Annotated in this window: 17 protein-coding genes and 1 pseudogene; 5 read left to right on the top strand and 13 right to left on the bottom strand. The window is 51.6% G+C overall.

Going from position 1 to position 21832, the window contains the following annotated elements:
• Nucleotides 1-165, bottom strand: coding sequence for a CopG family transcriptional regulator (locus K529_RS23480; protein ID WP_110590715.1), 165 nt, complete (start codon nucleotides 163-165; stop codon nucleotides 1-3).
• Nucleotides 166-791: 626 nt separating this feature from the next.
• Between K529_RS23480 and K529_RS14020 the strand changes: the two genes are divergently transcribed.
• Both K529_RS14020 and K529_RS14010 read left to right on the top strand, forming a co-directional pair.
• A complete protein-coding gene (locus K529_RS14020) occupies nucleotides 792-971 on the top strand; it encodes a hypothetical protein (protein WP_040642153.1) in 180 nt (59 codons plus the stop codon).
• 1066 nt (nucleotides 972-2037) lie between these two features.
• On the top strand, nucleotides 2038-2358 hold the full coding sequence (locus tag K529_RS14010) for an H-NS histone family protein (protein WP_005619549.1): 321 nt from the start codon (nucleotides 2038-2040) through the stop codon (nucleotides 2356-2358).
• A 143-nt stretch (nucleotides 2359-2501) separates the two neighbouring features.
• Here K529_RS14010 and K529_RS14005 read toward each other — a convergent pair whose 3' ends face one another.
• The gene (locus K529_RS14005; protein ID WP_005619551.1) at nucleotides 2502-3002 is read right to left on the bottom strand and encodes a hypothetical protein; all 501 of its coding nucleotides are present in this window, start codon (nucleotides 3000-3002) and stop codon (nucleotides 2502-2504) included.
• A 223-nt stretch (nucleotides 3003-3225) separates the two neighbouring features.
• Entirely contained in the window at nucleotides 3226-3588 is a 363-nt protein-coding gene (locus tag K529_RS14000; protein ID WP_005619553.1) for a hypothetical protein, read from the bottom strand.
• A 139-nt stretch (nucleotides 3589-3727) separates the two neighbouring features.
• Here K529_RS14000 and K529_RS13995 point away from each other — a divergent pair, with 139 nt between their 5' ends.
• Nucleotides 3728-7669 (top strand): tetratricopeptide repeat protein, encoded by a 3942-nt coding sequence (locus K529_RS13995; RefSeq protein ID WP_005619555.1) that lies wholly within the window; start codon nucleotides 3728-3730, stop codon nucleotides 7667-7669.
• Nucleotides 7670-7850: 181 nt separating this feature from the next.
• Here the strand turns inward: K529_RS13995 and K529_RS23860 are convergent, their stop codons facing one another.
• The 5 genes from K529_RS23860 to K529_RS13965 form a co-directional block, all read right to left on the bottom strand.
• On the bottom strand, nucleotides 7851-8480 hold the full coding sequence (locus K529_RS23860) for a thermonuclease family protein (protein WP_227512298.1): 630 nt from the start codon (nucleotides 8478-8480) through the stop codon (nucleotides 7851-7853).
• A gap of 291 nt (nucleotides 8481-8771) precedes the next feature.
• Nucleotides 8772-9923 (bottom strand): hypothetical protein, encoded by a 1152-nt coding sequence (locus tag K529_RS13985; RefSeq protein ID WP_005619561.1) that lies wholly within the window; start codon nucleotides 9921-9923, stop codon nucleotides 8772-8774.
• A gap of 203 nt (nucleotides 9924-10126) precedes the next feature.
• The gene (locus K529_RS24050) at nucleotides 10127-10408 is read right to left on the bottom strand and encodes a helix-turn-helix domain-containing protein (protein ID WP_005619563.1); all 282 of its coding nucleotides are present in this window, start codon (nucleotides 10406-10408) and stop codon (nucleotides 10127-10129) included.
• A gap of 939 nt (nucleotides 10409-11347) precedes the next feature.
• Entirely contained in the window at nucleotides 11348-11707 is a 360-nt protein-coding gene (locus tag K529_RS13970) for a DUF3768 domain-containing protein (RefSeq protein WP_065317480.1), read from the bottom strand.
• 78 nt (nucleotides 11708-11785) lie between these two features.
• The gene (locus K529_RS13965; protein ID WP_005619570.1) at nucleotides 11786-12154 is read right to left on the bottom strand and encodes a DUF3768 domain-containing protein; all 369 of its coding nucleotides are present in this window, start codon (nucleotides 12152-12154) and stop codon (nucleotides 11786-11788) included.
• Between the two features lie 564 nt (nucleotides 12155-12718).
• Here K529_RS13965 and K529_RS13960 point away from each other — a divergent pair.
• Nucleotides 12719-12976 (top strand): annotated as a pseudogene (locus K529_RS13960) (IS481 family transposase); the annotation flags it as partial.
• A 300-nt stretch (nucleotides 12977-13276) separates the two neighbouring features.
• Nucleotides 13277-15430, top strand: coding sequence for a methyl-accepting chemotaxis protein (locus K529_RS13955; protein WP_406707202.1), 2154 nt, complete (start codon nucleotides 13277-13279; stop codon nucleotides 15428-15430).
• A 1174-nt stretch (nucleotides 15431-16604) separates the two neighbouring features.
• On the opposite strand, the gene K529_RS13945 is transcribed toward K529_RS13955, so the two are convergent.
• The 5 genes from K529_RS13945 to K529_RS13925 form a co-directional block, all read right to left on the bottom strand.
• Nucleotides 16605-17843, bottom strand: a complete 1239-nt coding sequence (locus tag K529_RS13945) for a 6TM ABC transporter family protein (protein WP_040642164.1) — start codon at nucleotides 17841-17843, stop codon at nucleotides 16605-16607.
• 69 nt (nucleotides 17844-17912) lie between these two features.
• Complete coding sequence (locus K529_RS13940; protein ID WP_005619578.1) at nucleotides 17913-18629, bottom strand: copper-binding protein; 717 nt, start codon at nucleotides 18627-18629, stop codon at nucleotides 17913-17915.
• Nucleotides 18630-18675: 46 nt separating this feature from the next.
• Nucleotides 18676-20034, bottom strand: a complete 1359-nt coding sequence (locus K529_RS13935; RefSeq protein WP_009177812.1) for a multicopper oxidase family protein — start codon at nucleotides 20032-20034, stop codon at nucleotides 18676-18678.
• 10 nt (nucleotides 20035-20044) lie between these two features.
• Nucleotides 20045-21508: a TolC family protein gene (locus tag K529_RS13930; RefSeq protein ID WP_005619582.1), complete on the bottom strand. Its 1464-nt coding sequence runs from the start codon at nucleotides 21506-21508 to the stop codon at nucleotides 20045-20047.
• Entirely contained in the window at nucleotides 21508-21726 is a 219-nt protein-coding gene (locus K529_RS13925) for a hypothetical protein (RefSeq protein WP_005619585.1), read from the bottom strand. The genes K529_RS13930 and K529_RS13925 overlap by 1 nt, the downstream gene beginning before the upstream one ends.
• Nucleotides 21727-21832: the final 106 nt, after the last annotated feature.

The raw sequence follows: 21832 nt of genomic DNA, 5'->3' as shown, positions 1-21832 counted from the left end.
TCATAAGAGCCGTTTTTGATCCGGATAGCCTTCCTTTTTCAGGAATTCGCGGATCAGATGAGCTACAAACGTACTCTTCTTGTGTGAATTCTCTTTACAAAACTCTTCAAAGCTCGCGGCCAGGGTAGCGTCGAGCAACACTGATATTCGCTTTGTCTCGTTCATCTAGCTCCCTCAATCGATTCCAGTGTTATCAGAAGTGCGCACTTGTGCGCAACAACCGATATCTCGGGTCACCTACGCTGCCTTTGTGTGAAGAAACTTGGCTTCGAACAACCACCGCTTCATGCGATAGGAGAAAATGGTTGAAGGAACTTCTTCAGCAACTTGCGAAATGCTCTTTCTCCGTAGAGGCTTCCCAAGCTTCCTGCGGTCGCCAAGGCTGGATATGTCGTCTTAGCCATGTCCCAGGTAACTTGATCCGCAGACGCAATAGTCCCGTACATTAATCCCCCTGTTTTTGTGGGGGCATGGTCGCAGAATTTAACAACAATCTTCAGTTCTGTGCATGTGTCATCCTGCCGTTGCCCATGTTCGGGCGTTCCTGATTGCAGAAACAGAGCCACTCGGTGGCAACCTGCCGGACCTTCCGGTTGTAGCGCTCAAGGTAAGCGTTCTGCCGCGACTATCCGGGCTGGATGTATGCCAAGGTAAGGAGAGTCTGTCGGTCGAGGAACTGGCCAAAGACATTTCGCGGCGGACTCTACTCTACTCTGCTCTGGGTATGGCTCGTTCTGGTGGGCAGCGGGAGGTGGTTCCGGTCGCAGGAATTTTTATTGAAGCAGAAGCGCATGAACAAATTGGCAATGCCCCTCTGCATCAGTCGCACCGTCGGGCAACAAGTTGAGGAAGACAACCTCGTTGAGGACGCCCTGCGCGCGACGCTACGCGTGCTCAACCATTTCCGCGCCCTCCAAGCGATGCAGGGTCGGTCCGACACAACCCGATCCACAACCCTGCAAGCCGTCTAGATTCGTCACTGACGCGACTCGCCTGCCCATCGTATCATCGGCTTTTGAAACGCAAACTCACCACTAAGTTCATCGAAGGCCAGAAGCTGAACCCCTCTAAACGTCTCGACTTTCGTGACGAGTTGATGTCGGGCCTCGTCCTACTTATCGCCCTAAATGCATGGGGTTAGATGCCGGCGCGGTCCGGGAAGTGTCGCGCGCGCATGCTTAAGGTCGCTTTGAGATCTCGTTGATGGAAGGCCGCGCAATGACATGATGCCCAAATACTGCAAGTTCGCTTGCACGCTAAAGCTTCTAGAACTACGCTCTCATTGATCACAGATATGCGGGCGTTGTCGATATTTTCGAACCGTCTACGATGGGTCAAGTTGTCAAGATTACGAGCCTTTAGAGTATGATACAGTCACAAATCGGCCTCTGAACAGTCTCAATAGGGTATCTACGACATCCTCAATCTCTGAGAGGCAGAAGGATCCCTGCGTCATTTCATGCATGTAACGCCATCTCACGAAGGCACCAGCATGATGCTCCAGTATCGACGCCACGTCTTGCCCGAGTGGATCCATAGGTGATGGAGCGTACCAAGGATAGGTTGTTTGGAAGTCGCTTTCTATGCGTTCCCTCTGTTCCGGCGTCAACATGTTGAATAATTTGAACAAGTCATGAGTGCGTATGACCTTGGTGCCCTGATCAAAAGTGATCAGAGCTTTGAGGGCTAACTCTGTGGCCAATGCCAACAGCATTGGATCAATACCAGCGGATGCAGCGATGGAGATATCCTTGTCCGTCTGATCTTTCCTAGCGTTCCGTACCCGCGACACAAGCGCTTCGGCGGTATTCGCCATCTTTGTAGCTGTCGTAAATCGATCCCGCATAGCCATTCAAATCTGAGGTGTTAATTATTGATAGAGAGCAAAAAAGATGGCGATGATAATAGGGTATCATCGATGGATGCCTTTGGAGATTTCGTCGGCTGATAAATTGTGATGGAAAGTGTGGTATTTTCGTTGGCTTTGCAGGTATGGCGAACTACACGAGCGTTCAATGCAACATAAGGAATGAGATAATGGACATCGACCTGTCTACGCTCAGCAAAGTTGAACTTGAAGCGCTTGCGAAGCAAATAGAACTTCGCAAATTAAACGCGGAAAAAGAAGCGAAGCGCAATGCTTATAGTGAGATGCTGGCTGTTGCTGCCAAACATGGTGTTTCTTTTGAGGATGCGGTGGCGCTGCACTCCCGTAGAGGGCGTGTGCCCAAAGCACCTGCAAAGTATGCCAACCCAGAAGACCCTACGCAGACTTGGAGTGGTCGCGGCCGCAAGCCGATATGGGTGCGTGAGGCTCTGGAAGCTGGGAAGTCGCTGGAAGAGTTCGAAATCAAATAAGGGCTAGCGCATCCTCTTTTGATGAAGAATGGCCGTGCGATCCTTTGGGAGTGGCGTGTACCTACAAAGTCGAAATAGGGAACAGTGCCTGCCTTGCTCGCTAGTGGAGTAGGGGGCGAGAACATAGCCCCGCCCCCTTCATGTCAGAATGACACCTTTGGTTTTTTGTACCGCTGGTGTTTGGAGCGTTTCCGCATTTTCCGCCAGAAATTCTCAACATCCTTTATGGTCAGTGGTTCAACAGAGCCAACGCTCTGGAAATCCAAGATTGCCTTGAGGAGCGCCGCGGCGTCAGACTTGATGCGCACCCCGTCACCGCCGGAGATTAAGAGCTTACGGATATCAATCAAGGAGTTGAGTTCCATCAACCGTTGAAGCCTGATGTTTCGGTTGCCTTGCATGCTCTCGTGCTGCATCTGAATTCCCTTCGCTTCGTTCTTGTAGAAGGTTTTACATTTGAATGGGCTTTTGAAGCAGTACTGAACAATACGTGCCAGATCATCCTCTGTGGGAATGACGTCGATCTTCACGGGCGCGATGCCACTCTTTGGCGTGTTGAAGTGGCGATTCATTTGCTTCTCTCGCTCGCTGATGTTGACGTGCTCCTCTGTCCAGAGTGCCTTCTGTTCCGAGCAATGCTTCAATCATGACTTTTGGCATTACTGGCTCTTGGGGCTATCAGCTGTGAAAATCCTGAACCTGTCTGCGCAACGCTTCAAGGTCAGCGAAGCGCAGAAAACGCCATTTGCAAAGTCGAAGCGGCCAGCGAAACCCAAGGGATTGACGGCCCAAAGCCGACTTTGGACAGGCGGACGGGATGCTGCAGTTGCAGCCCGCATAGCTGCCATTCTTCTGATAGCCCCTCAATCAGGAGATTGTGGGGTTTCTGGCCTCATACCATTCCCTGATGGATCTCGTCAGTGATGACAGCGCAAAGCCCCGGCTCATGCGGGTATCAAGAGATGCAAAGTGTTCGGTGAACTTCACAGCGTCTTCCCCCAAAGCCGTAAACTCAAATCGACCGCTGGAATACTCATCATCTGGATCATAGCCAACAACGCGCCAATTGCCGATGATCTCTCCGTCGCGAGTTATGACATCGCCTTGCGACAAGCCCGGGTCGTACCCGCTGTTCATCCACTCATCGTGGCCAGCAAAATTTATGGGGTAAATGTATTCCATGGCGAGGAAGATAGACTGTTCTCTTGTTTGCGCAAGCTGATCCAACATACACTTGGGATTTCAGTGCAATGCATGCGTTAATCGCCAACCGTCGCGCAGTTGCCTGGCACGCCATGCCACCATATGTTGTGGCAAGCCCCAGAATCGCCGCAGTATGCGTCCCGGCACCGCCTAAACGAGTACACTGATGTCCTTATCCAATCGTTCACTGCCGAAACCCGAAAATTGGCAAGATTTCGAGCACCACGCTTGGCTACTTTTTAGGTCTGAGTTGCAAGACCATGCGACAGAAAAAAATGGACGGCAAGGCCAAGCTCAACACGGTGTCGATGTCTACGGCAGAAGAAATCGCACGCACTGGGTCGGTGTTCAGTGCAAACAAAAAATGGATGAAGCTGTCACTGAAGCTGAATTGCGTGATGAAGTTGAGAAAGCGAAATCGTTCTCACCAAAAATCAAAGAGTATATTCTTGTTACTACGGCTCGTCGCGACGCTGCTATCCAAAAAGCAGCTAGGGAAATCACAGACGAACTCGCGGGCACGGACCATGAGTTCTCCGTTTCTGTTTGGGGATGGGATCAATTCCAAGAGCACGCTTCACTGCATCCCGACGTTTGGGAACAGATCGACCCTACATACGATCCGTTTTCAAAGAGGGGCCTTGAACAGGTCGCCGTGAAGATTGATGAGGTGAAAGACCTTGTTACATCTGCTTTGCCGGATGCGCAGAATGATCTTCGTCCGCCCAGCTTCGACGCTCAGGCGGAAAATGAAAGCTCTCCACGACATACGAAGATCACGATTTTCGTGGAGATGATAGAAAATGGAAATTTGGAAGTAGGCCGCACAGGTCTAGCTGATTTGAAAGATGCGGATTGGGAATCTGCCACTTCATCAGAGAAGTATCGAGTTCTGATTGGCCTCGCGTCAGCCGCATTGAAGATGGGGGACGACAACGAGGCGCATTCGCTAATAGAGCGCGCCTATGACATTTGCCCAGAACACAAGTCGGCAAAGAGGAACCTTGCCACGTCGAAGTTGTTGCAGGGCGAATACGATCAAGCAAAGAAGTTGGCTGGAGAGGCTGTACATGCGCGACCTGATGACGACATCGCTGCAGCCATGCTTGTTCAAGCTCGAAGCTTCTTCCCAGCCGATGATCTGTTGGAGGGACTTTCAGATAGTGTGAAAGGCAAGTCGCCTGTAAAGGCGGCTTTGTGCCAGGCCTATCGAAATCGCGATGACACAGCTTGGCTTTCGATGGCAGTCGAGGCCTACCAGTCCGACCAATCCGACGATCAGATTCGATTGAACTGGGCGGAGGCTGTTCTGGAGCTTGAAATTCAGAACAATGCTACAAGCGCACAAGGTGGCATCAGTGAATTTCCTAGCTTTCAGGACCTGAACACCGCTGCCGAAGAACTATACCAGGCGTGTGTTTCGAGACGATCACGCTTTTCCTTGGCTACAATCCACAATGCAGGTTTGGCACTGCGCCTTGTTGATCGCAACGAAGAGGCCAAACAGGTATTGGAAATGGGGCTCGCCCATTGCTCTGGGGAGCCGTCGATATCGCTTCAGCTAGCCATAATCGCCCATGAGGATCGAGATTTCGGCAGAATCCTTGAGCTTCTAGATGAGCGCAGCGAGCACCCTGAGGTCATTTCGCTAAGAACTGAGGCGACGGCTCACATATTGAGCCCATCTGACGCGTTAGAAGCAATTGATCGCATTGATACTACGAACTGGTCCGAAGAACACCGGTTGATGTTGCTTTCGTCTGAGCTGACCTCCCTTTCAAGGATGGCAGATTGGACCACGGCAATCGAGAAATGTAGACAAGCGCTTGCAGAAAACCCCGACTCGCTTCGTTTCAAGATCGTGTTGGCGAGGGTTCTTCGGCTAAGCGGAGATCTTGAAGCGGCAATTTCTCACCTTGATCAGATTGTAGCCGGTCTCGCGCCGGATGCTACGATGGCCGAACGGGTCGAAATCGCCACAGAATACCGACAGCTTGGCAACCATGACCCAATCGTAGTCTTGCTTGAGGATCAGGTTTCAACACAACACGACAGTGAAGCACTTCGGTTGCTGCTTAGCGCACTGATCTCGGGCCAAAAGCACCGTGGGGCGCTGAATCTATTCAGTGTATTCCCGCCAGAACTCTCAGGTGATGAATGGTACCTTCGCGCAAGATCAATCCTAGCGATCAATTCTGGCGCTGCGGATATTGCAAGCCACCTTAACGCCTATCTTCGGGTCGAACCCAACGACTTAGAAATGCAAATTTCGAGGCTGGGGCTGTGGCAACTGCAAGGTCGCGAGAGCGAAATCCGACGGAAGCTGCGAACTTTTGAGAAGAAAATCCCTAACGGCAACTCACTGGAACGTATGCGCCTCTGTCACCTTGCTGTCCAGTACGGGAACAGAAAGTGGGGAGTAGATACAGCCTATCAGGAGTTGATTTCAAACTGGGACGATCCGGCCATTCACCTTGCTTATCAAGGCCTTATCCTGATGTATGATGACTTGGAGGACGCAATCCCCAAGTCCACAGCGATACAAGAGAATTGCGTATTCGAGGCAATGTCCAATGATGGTGTTCGACGCGCTCGTATTGAAGGAACGAATGCTCACAATTTTGAGGCTGAAAGACACGCGCCGACCAGCGAATTCGCGAAGGCTTGCATTGGCAAAACTGTAGGCGAGAAGGTCGTTATCGCCACTCAGTATGAAAGCATCGAGTTCGAGGTCTTGTGGATCAAGCCGAGAGCTCTCGACCTTCTGCATAAGTCACTAGAGGAATTCAACAAGAGATTCCCGACGAACTCGGGTATGCAGCGAATGACCTTTGACTTCCAGGCCGACAATCCTCTCGTCGACATGGAACGTATCACGAAAGCAGCACATGATCGCGACCAATCCGTTTTGGACAATTACGCTGCAAACGCACTCCCATTCTGTTTTGTTGCCGAAGCGCTTGGGAAGGACGTAGTTGACGGTTGGGCGGGCCTTCCCGGAGTAGGTATCCAGCCACGTGTTTGTATTGGCAGTCGCGACGAGCGCAATAATGCAATCAAGGAAATCCAGTCCAAAGCCGAAAGTGGGTGCGTGCTTGACCCGATCACAGCCGCTCTGGCTTCGGACTTTCATCTTTGGGAAACTATTTCGAAAGTTTGCGGCCCAGTTCACGTTACTCAATCAACGCTGGAGGTCTTTGCAAAACGGGAAATTGAGGCAAAGAACAACATCGACCGGCGATCCGGAATAACGTCTTGGCAAGACGGTCGTTTCACGATGATTGAGATTACGCCTGAGCAGAACCAAGTCGACTTCGAAGTCAAGAAACGCCAACGGGAAGACGTTCTAGCTCACTGCAAAATCGCTACTTCCGTTCCACAGGCCGATCTAGAAGGCCAAAACCTTGAGATATCTGAGGTTCTAGGCTCGTGGGCGAGAGACAGTGTCTTGGCGGCTGAGGGGAATGGTTTGCTGCTGCTATCAGAGGATCAAGGATTGCGACAATGGGCGGCAGCCGCGCTTGGGGTCGGTTCGAGTTGGCTACAGCCTGTTCTACTGCTTGCCAAAGATCGAGGCTTGGTCTCGATTGAGGACTACACCAAATTCATCGTTGACTGCCTGGACCGCGACTTCACCTACGTGTCAATGGACTCGCAAACTTTGCTCACCCAAGCCAAAGCGGATGGGTTCAGCGCGCAAAGTACTGTGAAGCGGATGTTGGAGGTGGTTGGCGGGAAGAACGCAGACCTGGAAACCAACCTAGGAGTCGCGGCCCTGTTCCTCGACCTTGTGCTTCAAGAGACCAAACAGGAGCACGTGCGAGACCGCTATGCGAGCCTGGTTCTAGAGGCATTCAGTGCTCCGCGTAGGGACGAAACGATCCAAGTGATAAGGGCACTGACCAAGCAGGTTTCTCTTCGCGTATTCAATTTGATTGAGCACGCCTTTTGGTGGCTCGTTGCTCGAAAGCTTGGAACGCCGGACTTCCATCAACAAGTTAAAGAAGCGAAGAATTCTCAGCTCCAGCGACCGGTTTCATTTCCTTCCGCCATTCGATTTCGTGTGACGGAAAAGATCAGGCTTCTCGGTTCGTGCTTCCCAAACTGAATCTTTTAGTGTTGGCGTGAACGTCCGCTTCACGACCTATCCAACTCGCAGTTCGCACCCGCAGCGAAAGTTGGCTTCCCGCCCGACCTGCTGGGGACTTACTGTCCCGCGATGCTAGACGAATGCCTCCTTAGGGCTTGCATAGTACGACAAAGGTACGTGTTTCTGATGACGAATTTGGTTATTTTTCATCACCCTGCTCCTTTGCCTTCTTTCGGGCGTCAAATTTCTCCCAAACATGCATGCGGCCTTTCTGGCGTGCATCGGCAAGCCAGAGCTTCTTGCGTACACCAGCCATCTCAAGATGCTTGTATTTACCTCCTGAGTACTTCGGCCAATCAATGGCCAACCCTTGCTTTACGAGTTCCTCCGACAAGTCACGGCCATCGGGAAGGAAACACTTTGCCACGGTCCGCCCATGTTCATCTTCGTCGGTGATTTCTGCGCGTATGCAATGCCCTTTACACAAGCGCACCATCGCCCATTTAGCTTTCTTACCGTAAGGGTGGTGAAGTTCAGGCGCGTCTATCCCGTACAGGCGAACCTGCGTGTTTTGGATTCTAATCGTGTCGCCATCCGTGACGTAAGCTGTGCCTGTGAGTATGCGCGGGAGATCGACCTCGTGTGCAGTCGTCGCGTCGAAGGTTTCAGCCCTTGATATCTCATCAACCTGCGACGGTCTTGGGCGCGCAGAAGAAGAAATACTGCGACCTCTCCTATAGGCTGAGGTATTTTCAACCGGATCCGGGAACCGATTGGATTGAGGGCGATAGTTTTGCCTGAATAGCGCTCTTAAAATAGATCTAAACATCTGAAGATGATTACGGAGCGCAACTGTGTATGGCAAATCAATTTGCAGCGGGCCACACGCAATATTCCGTTTTGCCAGAAGCCACCGACCTGCTTCCGGGATATTCCCGGGCCTGCCTTCGTTTCACCGATTAGTGTTCCGTTGCCTTTCAGCCACATATTCACTTGACCGACCAATACTCCGGCGTTTCTACCCTCCAACAGGGCGTGCCCATGATTACCTCCCGCACATACCTACAAAGTCGAAAAAAAAGGGGAGCAATAAGCCCCCCTCTGTCTCGATCAAAGCCGACTACTGGCCCTTCCTGTACTTCACCACCAGCGGCTTGTAGTTTTTGAGCTTTTTGTTGTCGCGCAGGAAATCCTCGAACAACTGGTCAACTCGGCCCCTGAGATTGACGACCTCCCCTGTCCGCGAAGCCTGCCAGCTCCGCAGCTTATCCACGATGCGCTGGCGAACAGCTACGCCGTCGCGGACACCGAACAAGATAGCCTCCATTGGTATCTTCGCATTGAGTTCAAACAAGCGGAAATCATGATGCTTCTCAACCCGCCTCGCTGGCTTAAGGCATGCTTTGCCTTGTACGAGACGCTCGAAGTTCACTTCCTTTCCTTCGAACGGCGGCTTGATCATGTAGCGCCCCAATCGACCAAAGCTGCCTTCGAGGTGGTGTGCCTTCTGTGAATGAATGGGCAGTCTTGTGATGCTGGATTTGAAACGCTTGCTGTGGTGCTTGAGGTGGGCAGTTTGCCCCTTCGGTCCCCAGCAGAAGACATGAGTGTGCACGGCGAACATCTTCCCCTTTTGGCCTTCGGGAAAGTTGATGATCGGCTGTATCTCCACTATCCCGAAAGCGTTGTAGGTTGTGTAGTTGCGCAGGACATCTTGGGTGGCTTTCTTACACGCATAGATTTCTGCTACCCCGTCCCTCTCGTTGAACATGAAGTGGTCGGAGACAAAGGTGATCCACTGAAAGTCAAGATCGGGGTTTTCCAACCACAAGTCGTAGAGGCGTAGCATCTCATCGATGATGAAGTGACCAAACTGGTTGCGGGCCTTCAAATCACTGGCAGGTACAAAGTCGGCATGAAGGTTCTTTCGGCCAAGCAGAGCTTTGAAGTCTTGGATGTCTGTTGACTTGAACCTTCGGTTCTTGATGGACCTCATCCAGCGCTTCTGATGCTCTTTGCAGTGTTCGGTGTGGATCCGCTTGCTGTGCTCAAAATCTTTATCATACTTGTCCAGATTTTTGGGGACGTTGTTGATGGACAGTTTCTTAGTTTGGGTACTCTGGTGGTATTCTGGGGTATCTAAACCGTTGGATTTGGTGGTTGGTTGGGTGGGGGATCTACTCATACAAGGGCTGTTAGTTTTCAGCTTGGTTTTCTCCTGCTTTTTCTGGGTCCGTTTTTTCCGTTTTTGGGGTTGTTTCTTGGTGGCCATCTCTGGTCTCCATTTTGAGAGGTTTTGGATCCCACGCGGCAAAGCTTCACACCTCACTTCCGCAGCATTGCGAAAGCCGTGATGCGCTCTTCACCGCGCAGGTCGTTAAGTTGTGTTGGGATTTTGAGTTCTATCGCGCGCGGGGCGCGAATGGTCGTGTGAGATAATCAAGTCCACACGAGGCCGTTGTTGTTTACCAGCTGTTAGCTGTCGCCTTGCCCCTGCTTGCTCGACAGGGCAGGCGGCACGCGGTTTTCTCCCGTGAACTTCCGCGTAGACTGTTTCACATAGTCGACCAAGGCATCCTTCGGATATCGAATGGAGCGGCCAAACTGCATCCAAACAGGGCCAGTTCCTTTGTCCCGGCACTTTCTGAGCCAATTCACGGACATGTTGAGGTAAGCCGCTGTTTGCTTCTCCGACAAGAAGCTGGGAGGCACTGATCCTTTAGGGTTGGTGACTTGAGGTGTTAGGTCATAATGCATCTAGGTTTCCTTTTTACTGCACATTTTTTCTCGCAGCGTTCACACGAGAACCGTACCTTGTTGGCTCTTGTTGTGGCGCTACTCCGCGTTCCGGAGTGGCATTAGAATACACAGAAATAGCAATATTTCCATATGCTTGGAGGGTTTGGTGACTTGGTCAAAACGCTGAATCGGCTAATTCTCAAAAGCGCTGCGGAACCCGGCCGCAACCCACTTTGATGCAACGAGAGGCCATTCTCTTTGAAATTCGTATTCCTATAGGGATACAGTGTGGAAGATGTAAGAAAATTAATTTTTTAGCCTTGCGGCAGAAAGTAGGCAAAATGGCACCCAAAGAGCGAATCAGACCAGTAGCACGAACAGAGGAAAACCTTGCCCTGAGCGCGGAGGGCGAAGTGGTGAGGGAGCTAGCTCACACAAAAGGCAAGCTAAGATCGGACTTCCTGTATTTGGACAACTTAGCTCCCAGGAAGTTTCAGCGAATTTTTGAGCAATCCCAAGGAGACGAAATTCCATACAATCGACCAGCCAACGTTTTGAAGCGTTGTGTCTATACCTTGGGACGACAACTGATTGATTTAGACAAGCAACGTATTCTTGCCGACTACTTGCAAGAGACCTCAAAAACCTACAACGCACCACCCGCGAGCATCGCAACCCCAGACGTTGAGCAGAACCCCTTCCATTGGTTCTATCTTCTACTTCTTGGTGAAAACCGGCTAAAAAAGGGTTCGCGACGCATTGTGACCAGAGATCAGATCTCAAAGTCGTCGCGACAGTTGGTCTATGCCCACAAGAACGACGTTCCGCCTGAGTACGTGATCGGCTTCATCTTGCAGATTGGGGGGGACCCAATATTGGACCTATACAACAAGAGAAGCCGATACGGTTGGAAGACGGTAAAGAGGGCTGACAAAAACAAGCCGAAGCCAGAGACCTCTAATACTCGCTCGCCAGAAACACCGTCATGACGCGTGTGGTCAGCTGCGGGTTTGCAGGGTCTTCTGATCCCGCGCTCATGTCTCTGTTGTAATAGTCGATCTTCCAGAAGATGCGCTGATCATTGTAGGTGATATCGCCAAAGTCGTGCTCACCGTATGGATCGTTATCGGCTGTGAAATCATCGAAGCTGGCGACGGCCAGCATGATGTCCCGAACAGCCTGTGGTCCCATGTTGATGATGCTGGGAGTCGCGACATGCGTGCCACTGAGTTCGAACCTGCGGAAACGGTCATTCAGGTCGCGTATTCTCTCTGACTGGGCTTTAGGCATAGGGCTATCGTTCGTGTGATCGGTCATATCCACGGTCCATGTGTTTGTGATGTGTGGGAATGTGCAGGCCCAATATCCGGGCCTGCTGGCTTGATGTTCTCGGGGTTACAGTTCGCTATCGAGCAACAACGTCATGAACCGAGTGGTTTTGGCTGGATCGGTGGAATCTGATGACAGATCGTCGAAATCTTTGTTGTAGTAGTTGATCTCCCAGTAGATCGTGCGGTTGTTGACCAGAAACTCACCGCTGTCGTGATCGCTGCCGGTCTCGCAGCTGCGCTCACCTTCAGGGCCACCGAGACGTTTCAGGATGTTCTCAACCTCTGTGCGGCCAAGCATGTAGATACCCAGCGAGATTGAAATGATTCCGCCTTTGCGGGTGTTCCGCAGGTGATCATTCAAAACGCGGTTCTTCTGTTGCGCTGACATGCTCGCTGTCAACTTGGGGGACTCCGACTGTTCGTGTGCCGTCATGGTACACTCCTTGAAAGCTGTGGATTTTGGGAAGATGTGCGTTCAGCGGCTTGGCCGTGATGCGCATGACGCCTTGTGACACAGGTCTGCTGCGCACAATGCTGTCGAAAACAGTGTGCCAGAAACTCAACTAAGTGTCAAATTATCACCTTAAATCAGTAACTTAGGCGATATTCTGCCGTGTTTCAGAGTGGGGTGCTTGCAGGGAGTGAGAGAATTCGGAAACTCGAATTACGCATTCGATTGAATGTGAGGGCGAGCTGCTGCAGGTGAAGGGCATCGCATGACCTGATATGTCAATCACCTAATCTGACTGGCTCGTCTCTCACCGAACGAGGTTCGTGGAGAGAGCCGAAAATGGCTGATGCGTACCTTCAAGCGTGACTCGGATGAACGAAAATGGCCTCAAACAAACAAGGAAAACGAGCTTAGCCCTAACACCCAATCAGAGAAGCTGCCTTGTAGCGTTGCGCCATATCCGCGGCTGGTGCCTGCTAGTTGTTTAGTCCCGGAGTGTCCGGAGTGTGGTGGTCTACCAACTTGTAACCATCACAAGGATGCCCTATGGGACAATTTCTTCACAGCAGCGCCACGACCACGCACGCCATCCGAGCTCTCATACAGCGATCGCAGGCTTTGAACGCGGCGCTGAGCCGGGAGCTCGGTATCAACGTCAAGACCGTGGCCAAGTGGCGCCAACGGGAGCGCGTCGAAGACGCCCGGATGGGTCCGAAAGAGGCGCGTTCCACCACCCTGAGCCCAGACGAGGAAGCGGCGGTCGTGGCTTTCCGGTGCCACACGCTGTTGCCGCTGGACGATTGTTTTATGTTGATCGCGCGACCTTGCCGCCAATGTTCCCAGACTTCCATATCTGTGTCCGAAACTCTGAAACGCGCCAGTCAGTTCAACACGTTGATTCCAAAAAGCTAAAACTGATCGCTCACCGGCTGAATGAAGCAGCGGGCACGTTTTTGCACACATCCGTTGGCGAGAAATATATCTAGATTCAGCAATGCGTTGACGCGAGCGAGTTGTCGATCCTCTTATTTTATTAGGTTTTTGCGATGCATGTTGCGAATAGCGTAAATACGATTCGCACGGACGGATCACACTGAAAGGTTTATGATGGAAAAGTTCTCGATTTCTGCACGCGTATATCTCGGGTACGGCATGCTTCTCGTGGCGTTGGTTGCCGGATCTGTTTTTGCTTATGTGAATGTAAGCAGCCTCGGCACGACCTACCAAGGATATCGCGGTACGGCCAAACAAACCATTCTCATCAACAACATTGTCGAAGACCTGTTCGAGGCTCGGATTGCTGCACTGAAATTCCGGATCTCGGGAAGTGAAAGCGATGCCCTGGATGTCCGCAGCAACATCGGTGAAATTCTGCGCGACCTAGAAAAAGGCACACAACTGAGCAAGGATACGGCGCTCGCCGCCAAGATTTCAGACGTGATCACACTGTCCAAGACCTACGATCAGCACTTTGTCGATCTGCAGGAGGCTGACGGTCAGCTGACTACGGCTAAGCAGATGTTTGATAGCTCGGTCGCCACGCTACTGGCCGAGTTGCGCAGCCTGAAAGCCGCAGCGGTCGAACAAAACAACGCGCAGTTGGTGGCTAAAATCGCGGTCACAATCGAAGCGCTCGATGTGGTGGTGGTAGACGTCAGCGCGAATGCATATGGCGGGATTACTGCGCTGCTTCAGGAATTGGAGAACGCAGCCGCAACAACGGTTGAATATGGTGCCGGGAGTCTCACGGCTGCGCAGGTTTCATCTCTGCAAGAACAGATCTCAGGGCTGCGAAACAACCTTGCTGAACAGGCCAAAGTACATGCGAAAATGGAAGATCTCCGCATAAACGGACTCGATACGGTTGGCCCCAAAGTGCAGGCTGACTTGGAATCCTTGGTGAACATCATCGTCGCCGAACAGGATCGGCTTGGCCCGCTTGGGCAAGCCAAAGTTGATCGCGCGTTGCTGATGACGCCAGTGATCTCAGGTCTGGTTTTCGTCGCTGCCGCAATCATGGCGTTTATTGTCGGCAAATGGATTACCAACTCGATTGCAAATCTGGTGCGGCAGACAATGTCTTTGGCCGAGGGGGATACCGATGTCAAAATCACAGGTGGCGAACTGAAACATGAGATCGGTAAGATGGCCAAGGCGTTGATCATCTTCCGCGAGTCGATCATTGAGCGCCGCGCCGCGCAAGTCGAGATCGAAGCCGCGCAAGAAAAGCAGCAGAAGGTCGTCGAAGCGTTGCAGAAGGGGCTCGCCAATCTTGCCAAGGCGAAGCTGACGGTGCGTATCGACGAAGAGTTGGGCGCAGAATATGAGGTGCTGCGCAACGACTTCAACGCCGCCGTCGGGGAGTTGGAAAAGACCATCAGCAATGTGGTGGAGACGACATCCTCGATTAGTGCCAAGGCCGATGAGATCAAGGGATCGTCGAGCGAGCTTGCCGCCCGGACCGAAAGCCAAGCGGCAACGCTTGAGGAGACGGCTGCCGCGGTTGAAGAGATCACCGCTTCTATGAAAAGCGCCGCAGATGGAGCGCGTTCGGTTGAGCAAATTGTACTGGGTGCGACGCGTGACGCAAAGAAGAGCGGCGAAATCGTGCAAACAGCTGTTGCTGCGATGGAGGAGATCCAGGCCTTCTCTACCAAGATTTCTCAGATCATCAGTGTGATTGATGATATCGCTTTCCAGACGAATTTGCTGGCCCTGAATGCAGGCGTGGAGGCGGCGCGTGCGGGGGAAGCGGGCCGTGGGTTTGCTGTTGTTGCCTCTGAGGTTCGCGGGCTTGCGCAGCGCTGTACAGATGCCGCGAGCGAGATCAAAGAACTGATTACCAGCAGCTCGCAACAGGTCGAAAAAGGCGTCTCTTACGTAGGTGAGGCGGGCGAGGCGCTGGCGGGCATCATCCAACAGGTCAGCCATATTTCGGAACTCGTGTCCAACATTGCACGAAGTGCCTCAGAGCAGGCAACCGGTCTCAATGAGATTAACCTCGGTGTGACACAGCTTGATAGCGTAACTCAACAGAACGCCGCGATGGTGGAGGAAGCCACCGCCGCGGGGGAGATGCTCAACCGTGATGCAGAATTCCTCTCAAACCTTGTGGCCAACTTCGAGGTAAGTCGCGGAATGCCCCTCGCGCCGGAAGCGTTGACGGTAGAGACGGACTTACCGAGCATCGAATGGGACGACTTCGCTAATACCGAAACCCCAAAGAAGGTATCGGGCGACAATTGGTCCGATTTCTAAGCACTTAAAATAACGCTGGGCGGGCCATCCGAGTTAGGCTCTGAGCGCCGCATTATCGCACTCACTGATCACCTTCAGACCAAGGTCAGTGAGTGCTGCATATTCCCAGCTTATTGCCGCGTGAATCCCAATAGGGTTGCCGCCCAGTCTTAATAGGATTGTGCTGAGGTGGTCATCCCAGAGCTCAGTAGCAATGGTAGGAAGCGCGGAGACTTCCATCTATCGTAGCGGTTTCTGCCTTTGCGGGAACGGTTCCCCCGCCAAATAGTTTTCGGTGGTTTTGAAGTGGGCCAGTGCGCAAATAAGGTTGCGCAGTTCTCCGTGCACCATACATCTTTCTATAATTATGCAAATATCAAAGACCTTCAATGATCTTGCTGGAACTCAGATAAACCGACATAGTTGATCATGGACGGGCACTCAAAACTGACAGTGTTGATCACCCGAACCGAAACTCAATTGCACCGGTGTCAGGTCACGTTTTGTCGCAGGGACGGGCCGGAAAGCGCGATGCGCCGCATTTGTCAGGCGATCAGTCTAAGAGCAAACTTGTCGTTCGTTTGCCGCGCAGCGAATGCTGGTAGAGAGCCCAACCCGTGAATTCAATTTTTATGCTGCATGCGCATGGAACAGATATTTTGCCGCGCACGTACATGTCGTTGCGTTGCGGCGCGGTGGGAAAAGCGGCCATTCACGATGCAGGTCAGCGCTGATGGGCTAAATTGGCTCAAGCCAGTTGGTGATCTGCGGGGCGCGACCCCATCGTGTGATCAGATCCCACCCCTGCAACCAAAACCTGCCTGATCTCCGCTCAGTAGTCACACAATGGCGAACCCCGCCATAAAAATATCAATCACTTAGATGATTTCCTGTCGAACTTGGGAAATCCGTGTTGCCGTCCTAAACAGGTACGCTGCTCTTGGCATACCCGTTACTGAGGCCGTAGGCTAAATCCGTCCGGGGAAAGGGGAAGTACGGTCACACCCGGATTTGTGAAACAAAGCCCTCGCAGGATAACTATGTCGCTGACAAGCTGTTCCATACTCCCAGCTAAATTTTGCGACAGAACCTCCATATCTGCTAGCCCCGTGCAAATGAAAAACGCGCTTGGCCAGATCGACCCCAATTACTGTAACATCTTCCATGGATACTCTCCTCGTTCCTTGGCGATACATCACCATTCTGGCGCAATGCGATGCCGTAGAGCGGGAGCATCCACTCTATCAAGGTCGTCCGAGACCTCGCGATCACTTCCGGGCAACACAAAGTTTCGAATTTCCTGATAACGAATTCTCACGTCCTCGCTTTGTTGATAAAATTTGAACAACTCCTTTAATGGGGAAGAGAACTCTTTATGCGCAGACAACATGGCTACAAGCGCACCAAGAGAAACACGCTCTTGCAGCACGAAATAACCACCTAGAGAGTAAAATAAGAATGGCGTTAGAGCCGTTAGAAAGTTATTCACAGTTTTTGCTAAAAACTTCAGCCGATGAATTTTCAATCGTTGAGCGCGCAGTTTCCTGAAACTGTAGCAGATTGGCAAAGCGCGACAATCAAACTCTCGCATTTGTTTGTCCAATTTTTCACCCAAGATGCGCATTTCGCGAATTCTATCTCGGGACACCATATTAACGCGCCGCTGTAATTGCGGTACGATAATTAGTTGCAAAGGCAGCACTGTGAGTGCAGCAGCTGCAAGAATTGGATCTTGTAAAAACATGAATAAAAGAATTGTAATTAAAGTTCCCCCTTGCAACAAGGGTACGGCGAGTATTTCTGAAGCAAACCCGCTGACAGGTTCAATTTCTGGGCCAAGAACCGGCATAATTGCGGCTGGACGAATAGAGGGTGGAGTTCGCCTCCATTGACGGTAAACCGACAGGCGAAGTCTTCGTGCGAACTGTTCAGCAACGTATCCCTTTCGAATATTCAAGAAATATTTATTGATTCCATTTAATGAAATTGCAAGAAAATACAGACCACATAGCACAAATAGAAGTGAGACTTGGGAAAGGTTAAATCCTCCAATGGCTTCACCAACCGCCTCGCTTTCAAAAACGCGATTTACGATTTGCTTTGGAAGTTCGAGGGTCAAATATAGAACTGGCATCGCTGTCAAGCTGAATAAAACCAACCCTACTTGAGACCTGCCGGTGGTACGCAATACATATTGCCGCAGAATCGGATCTATCGGTGTAGTTTTCTCATTGGCACCGTGTTTTTCTTCGGTTACTGTACGAATGCGTGTGCGAAGAAGCACAACCAATTTGATAGCCAAAATCAACATGAACATAGCCGGTGCCAACACAAGCACAAGGTGCATCATTGGGTGTACCCACACTGGAGCTCTATCATCATAGAAAAACCCAAGTGCAGCGGCGGCATCGTGAGTAACTTGGTCCAGGTTCACATCGTTACCTTGATTATATCTGTTATGCTGACGGAAACGGAGACCGGCCTCCCGGTCTCCGTTGGATTATTACTTAAGTGTGGTTACAGTGAGTTTTCCTTTGATACGTTGAGCGACGAACTCAATCGCACTTCCTTCTTTCAGTTGGTTAAGCATTGCGTCGTCTGCCACCCGGAACACCATGGTCATTGCTGGCATTTCAAGATTGTTCAATGGACCGTGGCTAATCGTAACTTTACCTGATTTAGTATCTATTTTCTTTACGGTGCCGGATGAATATTCCTCATTCGATTGCGCCAGTTCTTCTCCAACCGTTATCGCGCGATACATACCAGATTCATAATGCCCGAGGATCAAACACGCCGCTTCAAATGTTCCGCTATTTACGAATTTCCAAATAACATCTCCGGATGCGCCGGCATCCAGCCTGACGCGATTTGGGTCGTCATGCTCCATATCCATTTTTGCCATTTCAAGCTTGTGTTCAGCATTTCTCTCTGCTGTGTCGAGCACAAATTCGTGCTCCAATTCACCTTTATTTTTGATTTTAAATCTTATCGTTTCTCCTTGCTTGAATCTTAGTGGTTCGCTTTTGATTAGCATTTCACCATCGTCATTCTCCAAGAGAGTTACATTTATTGTGCGATCCACATTTTTTACGTCACCTGGAGCTCCAATCATATTTTCTGGCCGCTCAACAGAATCGCTGCCAGAGTGCCCAACGTCGGCAAATGCTGGAATGGAAGTCACTATCGTGAAGAGTGCAGTTGTGATGAGACGTTTCATTTGTTTTCCCGTAAATTGGTTGCGTTTGAGAGTGTCGAAGGGCCAGTTAGCCCTTTAACGTTTTGTGGGTAGTGAGAATGGTCTTGGGGTTGTTGTTTGAGGCAAATTCAGGTAGTTTGCCTGTCCACTCATAGGCCATCTCGCCCGGAGGGTTGTCATACCAACCGGGATCGGAGTAATCGTCCGCGTCGATGCCTTCCCGCACCTTTACGACTGAAAACATGCCACCCATCTCGATAGGCCCGTACGGCCCCCAGCCGGTCATCATCGGGATGGTATTATCAGGTAGTGGCATCTCCATTTTCGCCATATCACCCATGCCGGATGTACCCATGGGCATATATTCCGGTTGGAATTGACGAATTTTCTGAGCCAACGGCTTCTTGTTGACTCCAATGAATGTTGGGACGTCATGTCCCATCGCATTCATTGTATGGTGTGATTTATGGCAGTGGATTGCCCAGTCGCCCGGATGGTCAGCAACAAAATCGTAGGCACGCATCGCACCCACTGGGATATCGATGCTAACTTCCGGCCATTGAGCGGCCTCGGGCACCCAGCCCCCGTCAGTGCACGTCACCTTGAAATCGTATCCGTGCATGTGGATCGGGTGGTTCGTCATCGTCAGATTACCGACACGAACCCGCACCTTATCACCTTTGTTAACAACCAATGGATCAATGTCCGGAAAAATCCGACTGTTCCATGTCCACATGTTGAAATCGGTCATCGTCATGATGCGCGGTACGTATGTGCCAGGATCAATGTCGTAGGCGTTCAGCATGATCAGAAAGTCACGATCAACACGCATGAAATCAGGGTCTTTGGGATGGACCACGAACATGCCCATCATCCCCATTGCCATCTGGGTCATTTCATCGCCGTGGGGGTGATACATAAATGTGCCCGACTTAATTAGGTCGAATTCGTAGATAAACGTTTTTCCAGGTGGGATGCTGGGGTGGCTCAACCCTGAAACGCCATCCATACCTGATGGAAGAATAAGTCCATGCCAGTGTACCGTCGTACCTTCGGGCAACTTGTTGGTGACGTAGATACGTACCCGGTCCCCCTCAACGGCTTCGATTGTCGGCCCAGTAGACTGGCCGTTGTATCCCCACAAGTATGCAGTCATGCCATCAGCAAGTTCACGCTCTACAGGCTCTGCTACAAGGTGGAACTCCTTTACGCCGTTGTTCATCCGATAGGGCAGTGTCCAGCCGTTAAGAGTAACGACGGGGTTGTAATCTGGACCCGAGGACGGGCGGGGGGTGATAGCTGTCGCTGCGCTGTTCATCTGCGCCGCCTCTGGCAATCCCATATTCAAGGTTTGCCCCCAAACTTTTGACGAAACTAGTGTTGCACCTGCAGCACCAGCTCCAAGCAATTGACGTCTGTTCAACATGGTTTTTCTTTCAGTGTCCTGCGCCGCCGCCAGCGGCTAGTGTTGGGCCTTCTGCCCCTCCGGCTGTGCTTCCTGCTCCACCGCCATAGATCGCGGCGGTCAGATCAGCTTGAGCCAGGTAGAAATCGCGTTTCGCGTTTGCAGCTTCCAGAGATGCTCCGAGTTTCTCGCGTACATCCGTGAGCAACTCAAAAGTGTTGGTTATCATGCCGTTGTATGACAGCAGGCCCTCCTCCTCGATGGACTTGCGTAAGGGCACAAGAACGTCTCGGTAGTGACGCGCAATCTGATAGGAAGACTGATACGCATTTTCGGCACCGCGTGCCTCGGTTCGGACATTAACCGCTTTTTCCGCAAGAACGTTGGCGGCTTGCAGGTACATTAATTCGGCCTTGCGCATCCTTGCTTTGCCAGTGTCATAGATCGGGATAGCAAACTCAATCTCGACTTGTGGAGTCGTATTTGTCTCGGTCTCATCGCCGTCAGCTTCGCGTTCAGCTTCAAAACCTGCAACAATCTCCAAATCGCTGACTAGTCTGGTCTGATCAGTGAGGCCAAAAGATTTGGCCTGTGCTTCGAGACCCATTTTAGCAACCCTCAGATCGACCCGGTTTTGCAAGGCCTTGGCTTCGACGTTCGGCATACGCCCTACTGATCGCGGCAGCACGGGAAGCGCATCCGGGACATAGTAATCGACTTCTGTTCCCCACAACCCCATTAACTTCGTGAGCTCTTCCTTGGCCCGCGAGGCATTCAGCCGTGCCTGAGCAAGTTGCCCGGCCAGTTCAGCGTTAAACGCATGTTCTCTAGCTTGGTTCGCCTTGTTCAGTGCGCCCGTTTCTCCCAATTTCCGAGCGAGTTCGGACCCCGCATCCGATGTCGCTTTTGCACGCTTAAGGTAGCTGACGGTTTCAAACGCAGCGACCGCATTCACCCACGCTTTACGGGTTTGATTAGCCAATGCCAGCGTGTCGTTGACTGCGTTAAGTTGTGCCTCCCGAAAGCGTGCATCTGCGATCGCCATTCGTTGTTTGCGGGTGGTTGCATCCAGAACATTTGCACGGATCATTCCCTCAATCGCTCTGTAGGCACCAAGCTCGGGCGTTCCGATCCCAAGCATCCCAATAGACACTACGGGGTTTTCAGGTGCGGATTGCTGCCATGCTTCCGCTGCTGAAAGGCCCACGTTCGCGTATGACGCTTGCAGCCCTTTGTTGTTGAGAAGTGCAGCCTGAACAGCTGTATCCGCTGAAATCGTCTTGCGATGAACCATCGCATGAACCTGTTTTTTAAGCGCTTCGTTCTCAGCCTGGGTTTCTGCAAATGCTGTACGCTTGCTGAGTACCGGCGTAACTTGGCTTGCCACATTCGCAAACCCAGCTTTCGGATCTGTGTAGATACCGGGTACTGTGGTTGAACAGGCTCCCAAGATGACCGAACAGCTGAGCACACCAATAGATTTTGGAATACGCATTACTTGCCCTCCGACTGCTCTTGATTGACCTTGCGCCAATCTCTCGGGCCTGTAGGGCTACGATAGGTGTAACCCGCCAGAGGGTTTTGATAGATGATTGGAGATGAGTTCGCTGTGCTGGCGACCTGTTGGGTCGTCACATCGGGCAGCGGAATGGGTTGGCGCGCGCACGCGCTCAGTGCGAGAGCCAAAGCCCCCGTAAGAAAATAGATTTTCATGAGTTGATCCTAAGATACATCCACACGTCTCCTGCACAACAGCACAAGAGGGTATTAGACACCGATTAAACGGTTGATATATCTTAGTTTCTTGGAGGTCGCAGGA

Origin of the sequence: Tritonibacter mobilis F1926 (genome assembly GCF_000376545.2) — a bacterium.
Lineage (GTDB): Bacteria > Pseudomonadota > Alphaproteobacteria > Rhodobacterales > Rhodobacteraceae > Epibacterium > Epibacterium mobile.
The sequence above is the reverse complement of the archived record's forward strand: the minus strand, read 5'-3'. Positions and strand labels throughout refer to the sequence as shown.

Coding starts and splice junctions, on each gene's coding strand:
- K529_RS23480 (WP_110590715.1), bottom strand. CDS start 165: ATGAACGAGACAAAGCGAATATCAGTGTTGCTCGACGCTACCCTGGCC.
- K529_RS14020 (WP_040642153.1), top strand. CDS start 792: ATGAACAAATTGGCAATGCCCCTCTGCATCAGTCGCACCGTCGGGCAA.
- K529_RS14010 (WP_005619549.1), top strand. CDS start 2,038: ATGGACATCGACCTGTCTACGCTCAGCAAAGTTGAACTTGAAGCGCTT.
- K529_RS14000 (WP_005619553.1), bottom strand. CDS start 3,588: ATGTTGGATCAGCTTGCGCAAACAAGAGAACAGTCTATCTTCCTCGCC.
- K529_RS13995 (WP_005619555.1), top strand. CDS start 3,728: ATGTCCTTATCCAATCGTTCACTGCCGAAACCCGAAAATTGGCAAGAT.
- K529_RS23860 (WP_227512298.1), bottom strand. CDS start 8,480: ATGTTTAGATCTATTTTAAGAGCGCTATTCAGGCAAAACTATCGCCCT.
- K529_RS13985 (WP_005619561.1), bottom strand. CDS start 9,923: ATGGCCACCAAGAAACAACCCCAAAAACGGAAAAAACGGACCCAGAAA.
- K529_RS24050 (WP_005619563.1), bottom strand. CDS start 10,408: ATGCATTATGACCTAACACCTCAAGTCACCAACCCTAAAGGATCAGTG.
- K529_RS13970 (WP_065317480.1), bottom strand. CDS start 11,707: ATGACCGATCACACGAACGATAGCCCTATGCCTAAAGCCCAGTCAGAG.
- K529_RS13965 (WP_005619570.1), bottom strand. CDS start 12,154: ATGACGGCACACGAACAGTCGGAGTCCCCCAAGTTGACAGCGAGCATG.
- K529_RS13955 (WP_406707202.1), top strand. CDS start 13,277: ATGATGGAAAAGTTCTCGATTTCTGCACGCGTATATCTCGGGTACGGC.
- K529_RS13940 (WP_005619578.1), bottom strand. CDS start 18,629: ATGAAACGTCTCATCACAACTGCACTCTTCACGATAGTGACTTCCATT.
- K529_RS13935 (WP_009177812.1), bottom strand. CDS start 20,034: ATGTTGAACAGACGTCAATTGCTTGGAGCTGGTGCTGCAGGTGCAACA.
- K529_RS13930 (WP_005619582.1), bottom strand. CDS start 21,508: ATGCGTATTCCAAAATCTATTGGTGTGCTCAGCTGTTCGGTCATCTTG.
- K529_RS13925 (WP_005619585.1), bottom strand. CDS start 21,726: ATGAAAATCTATTTTCTTACGGGGGCTTTGGCTCTCGCACTGAGCGCG.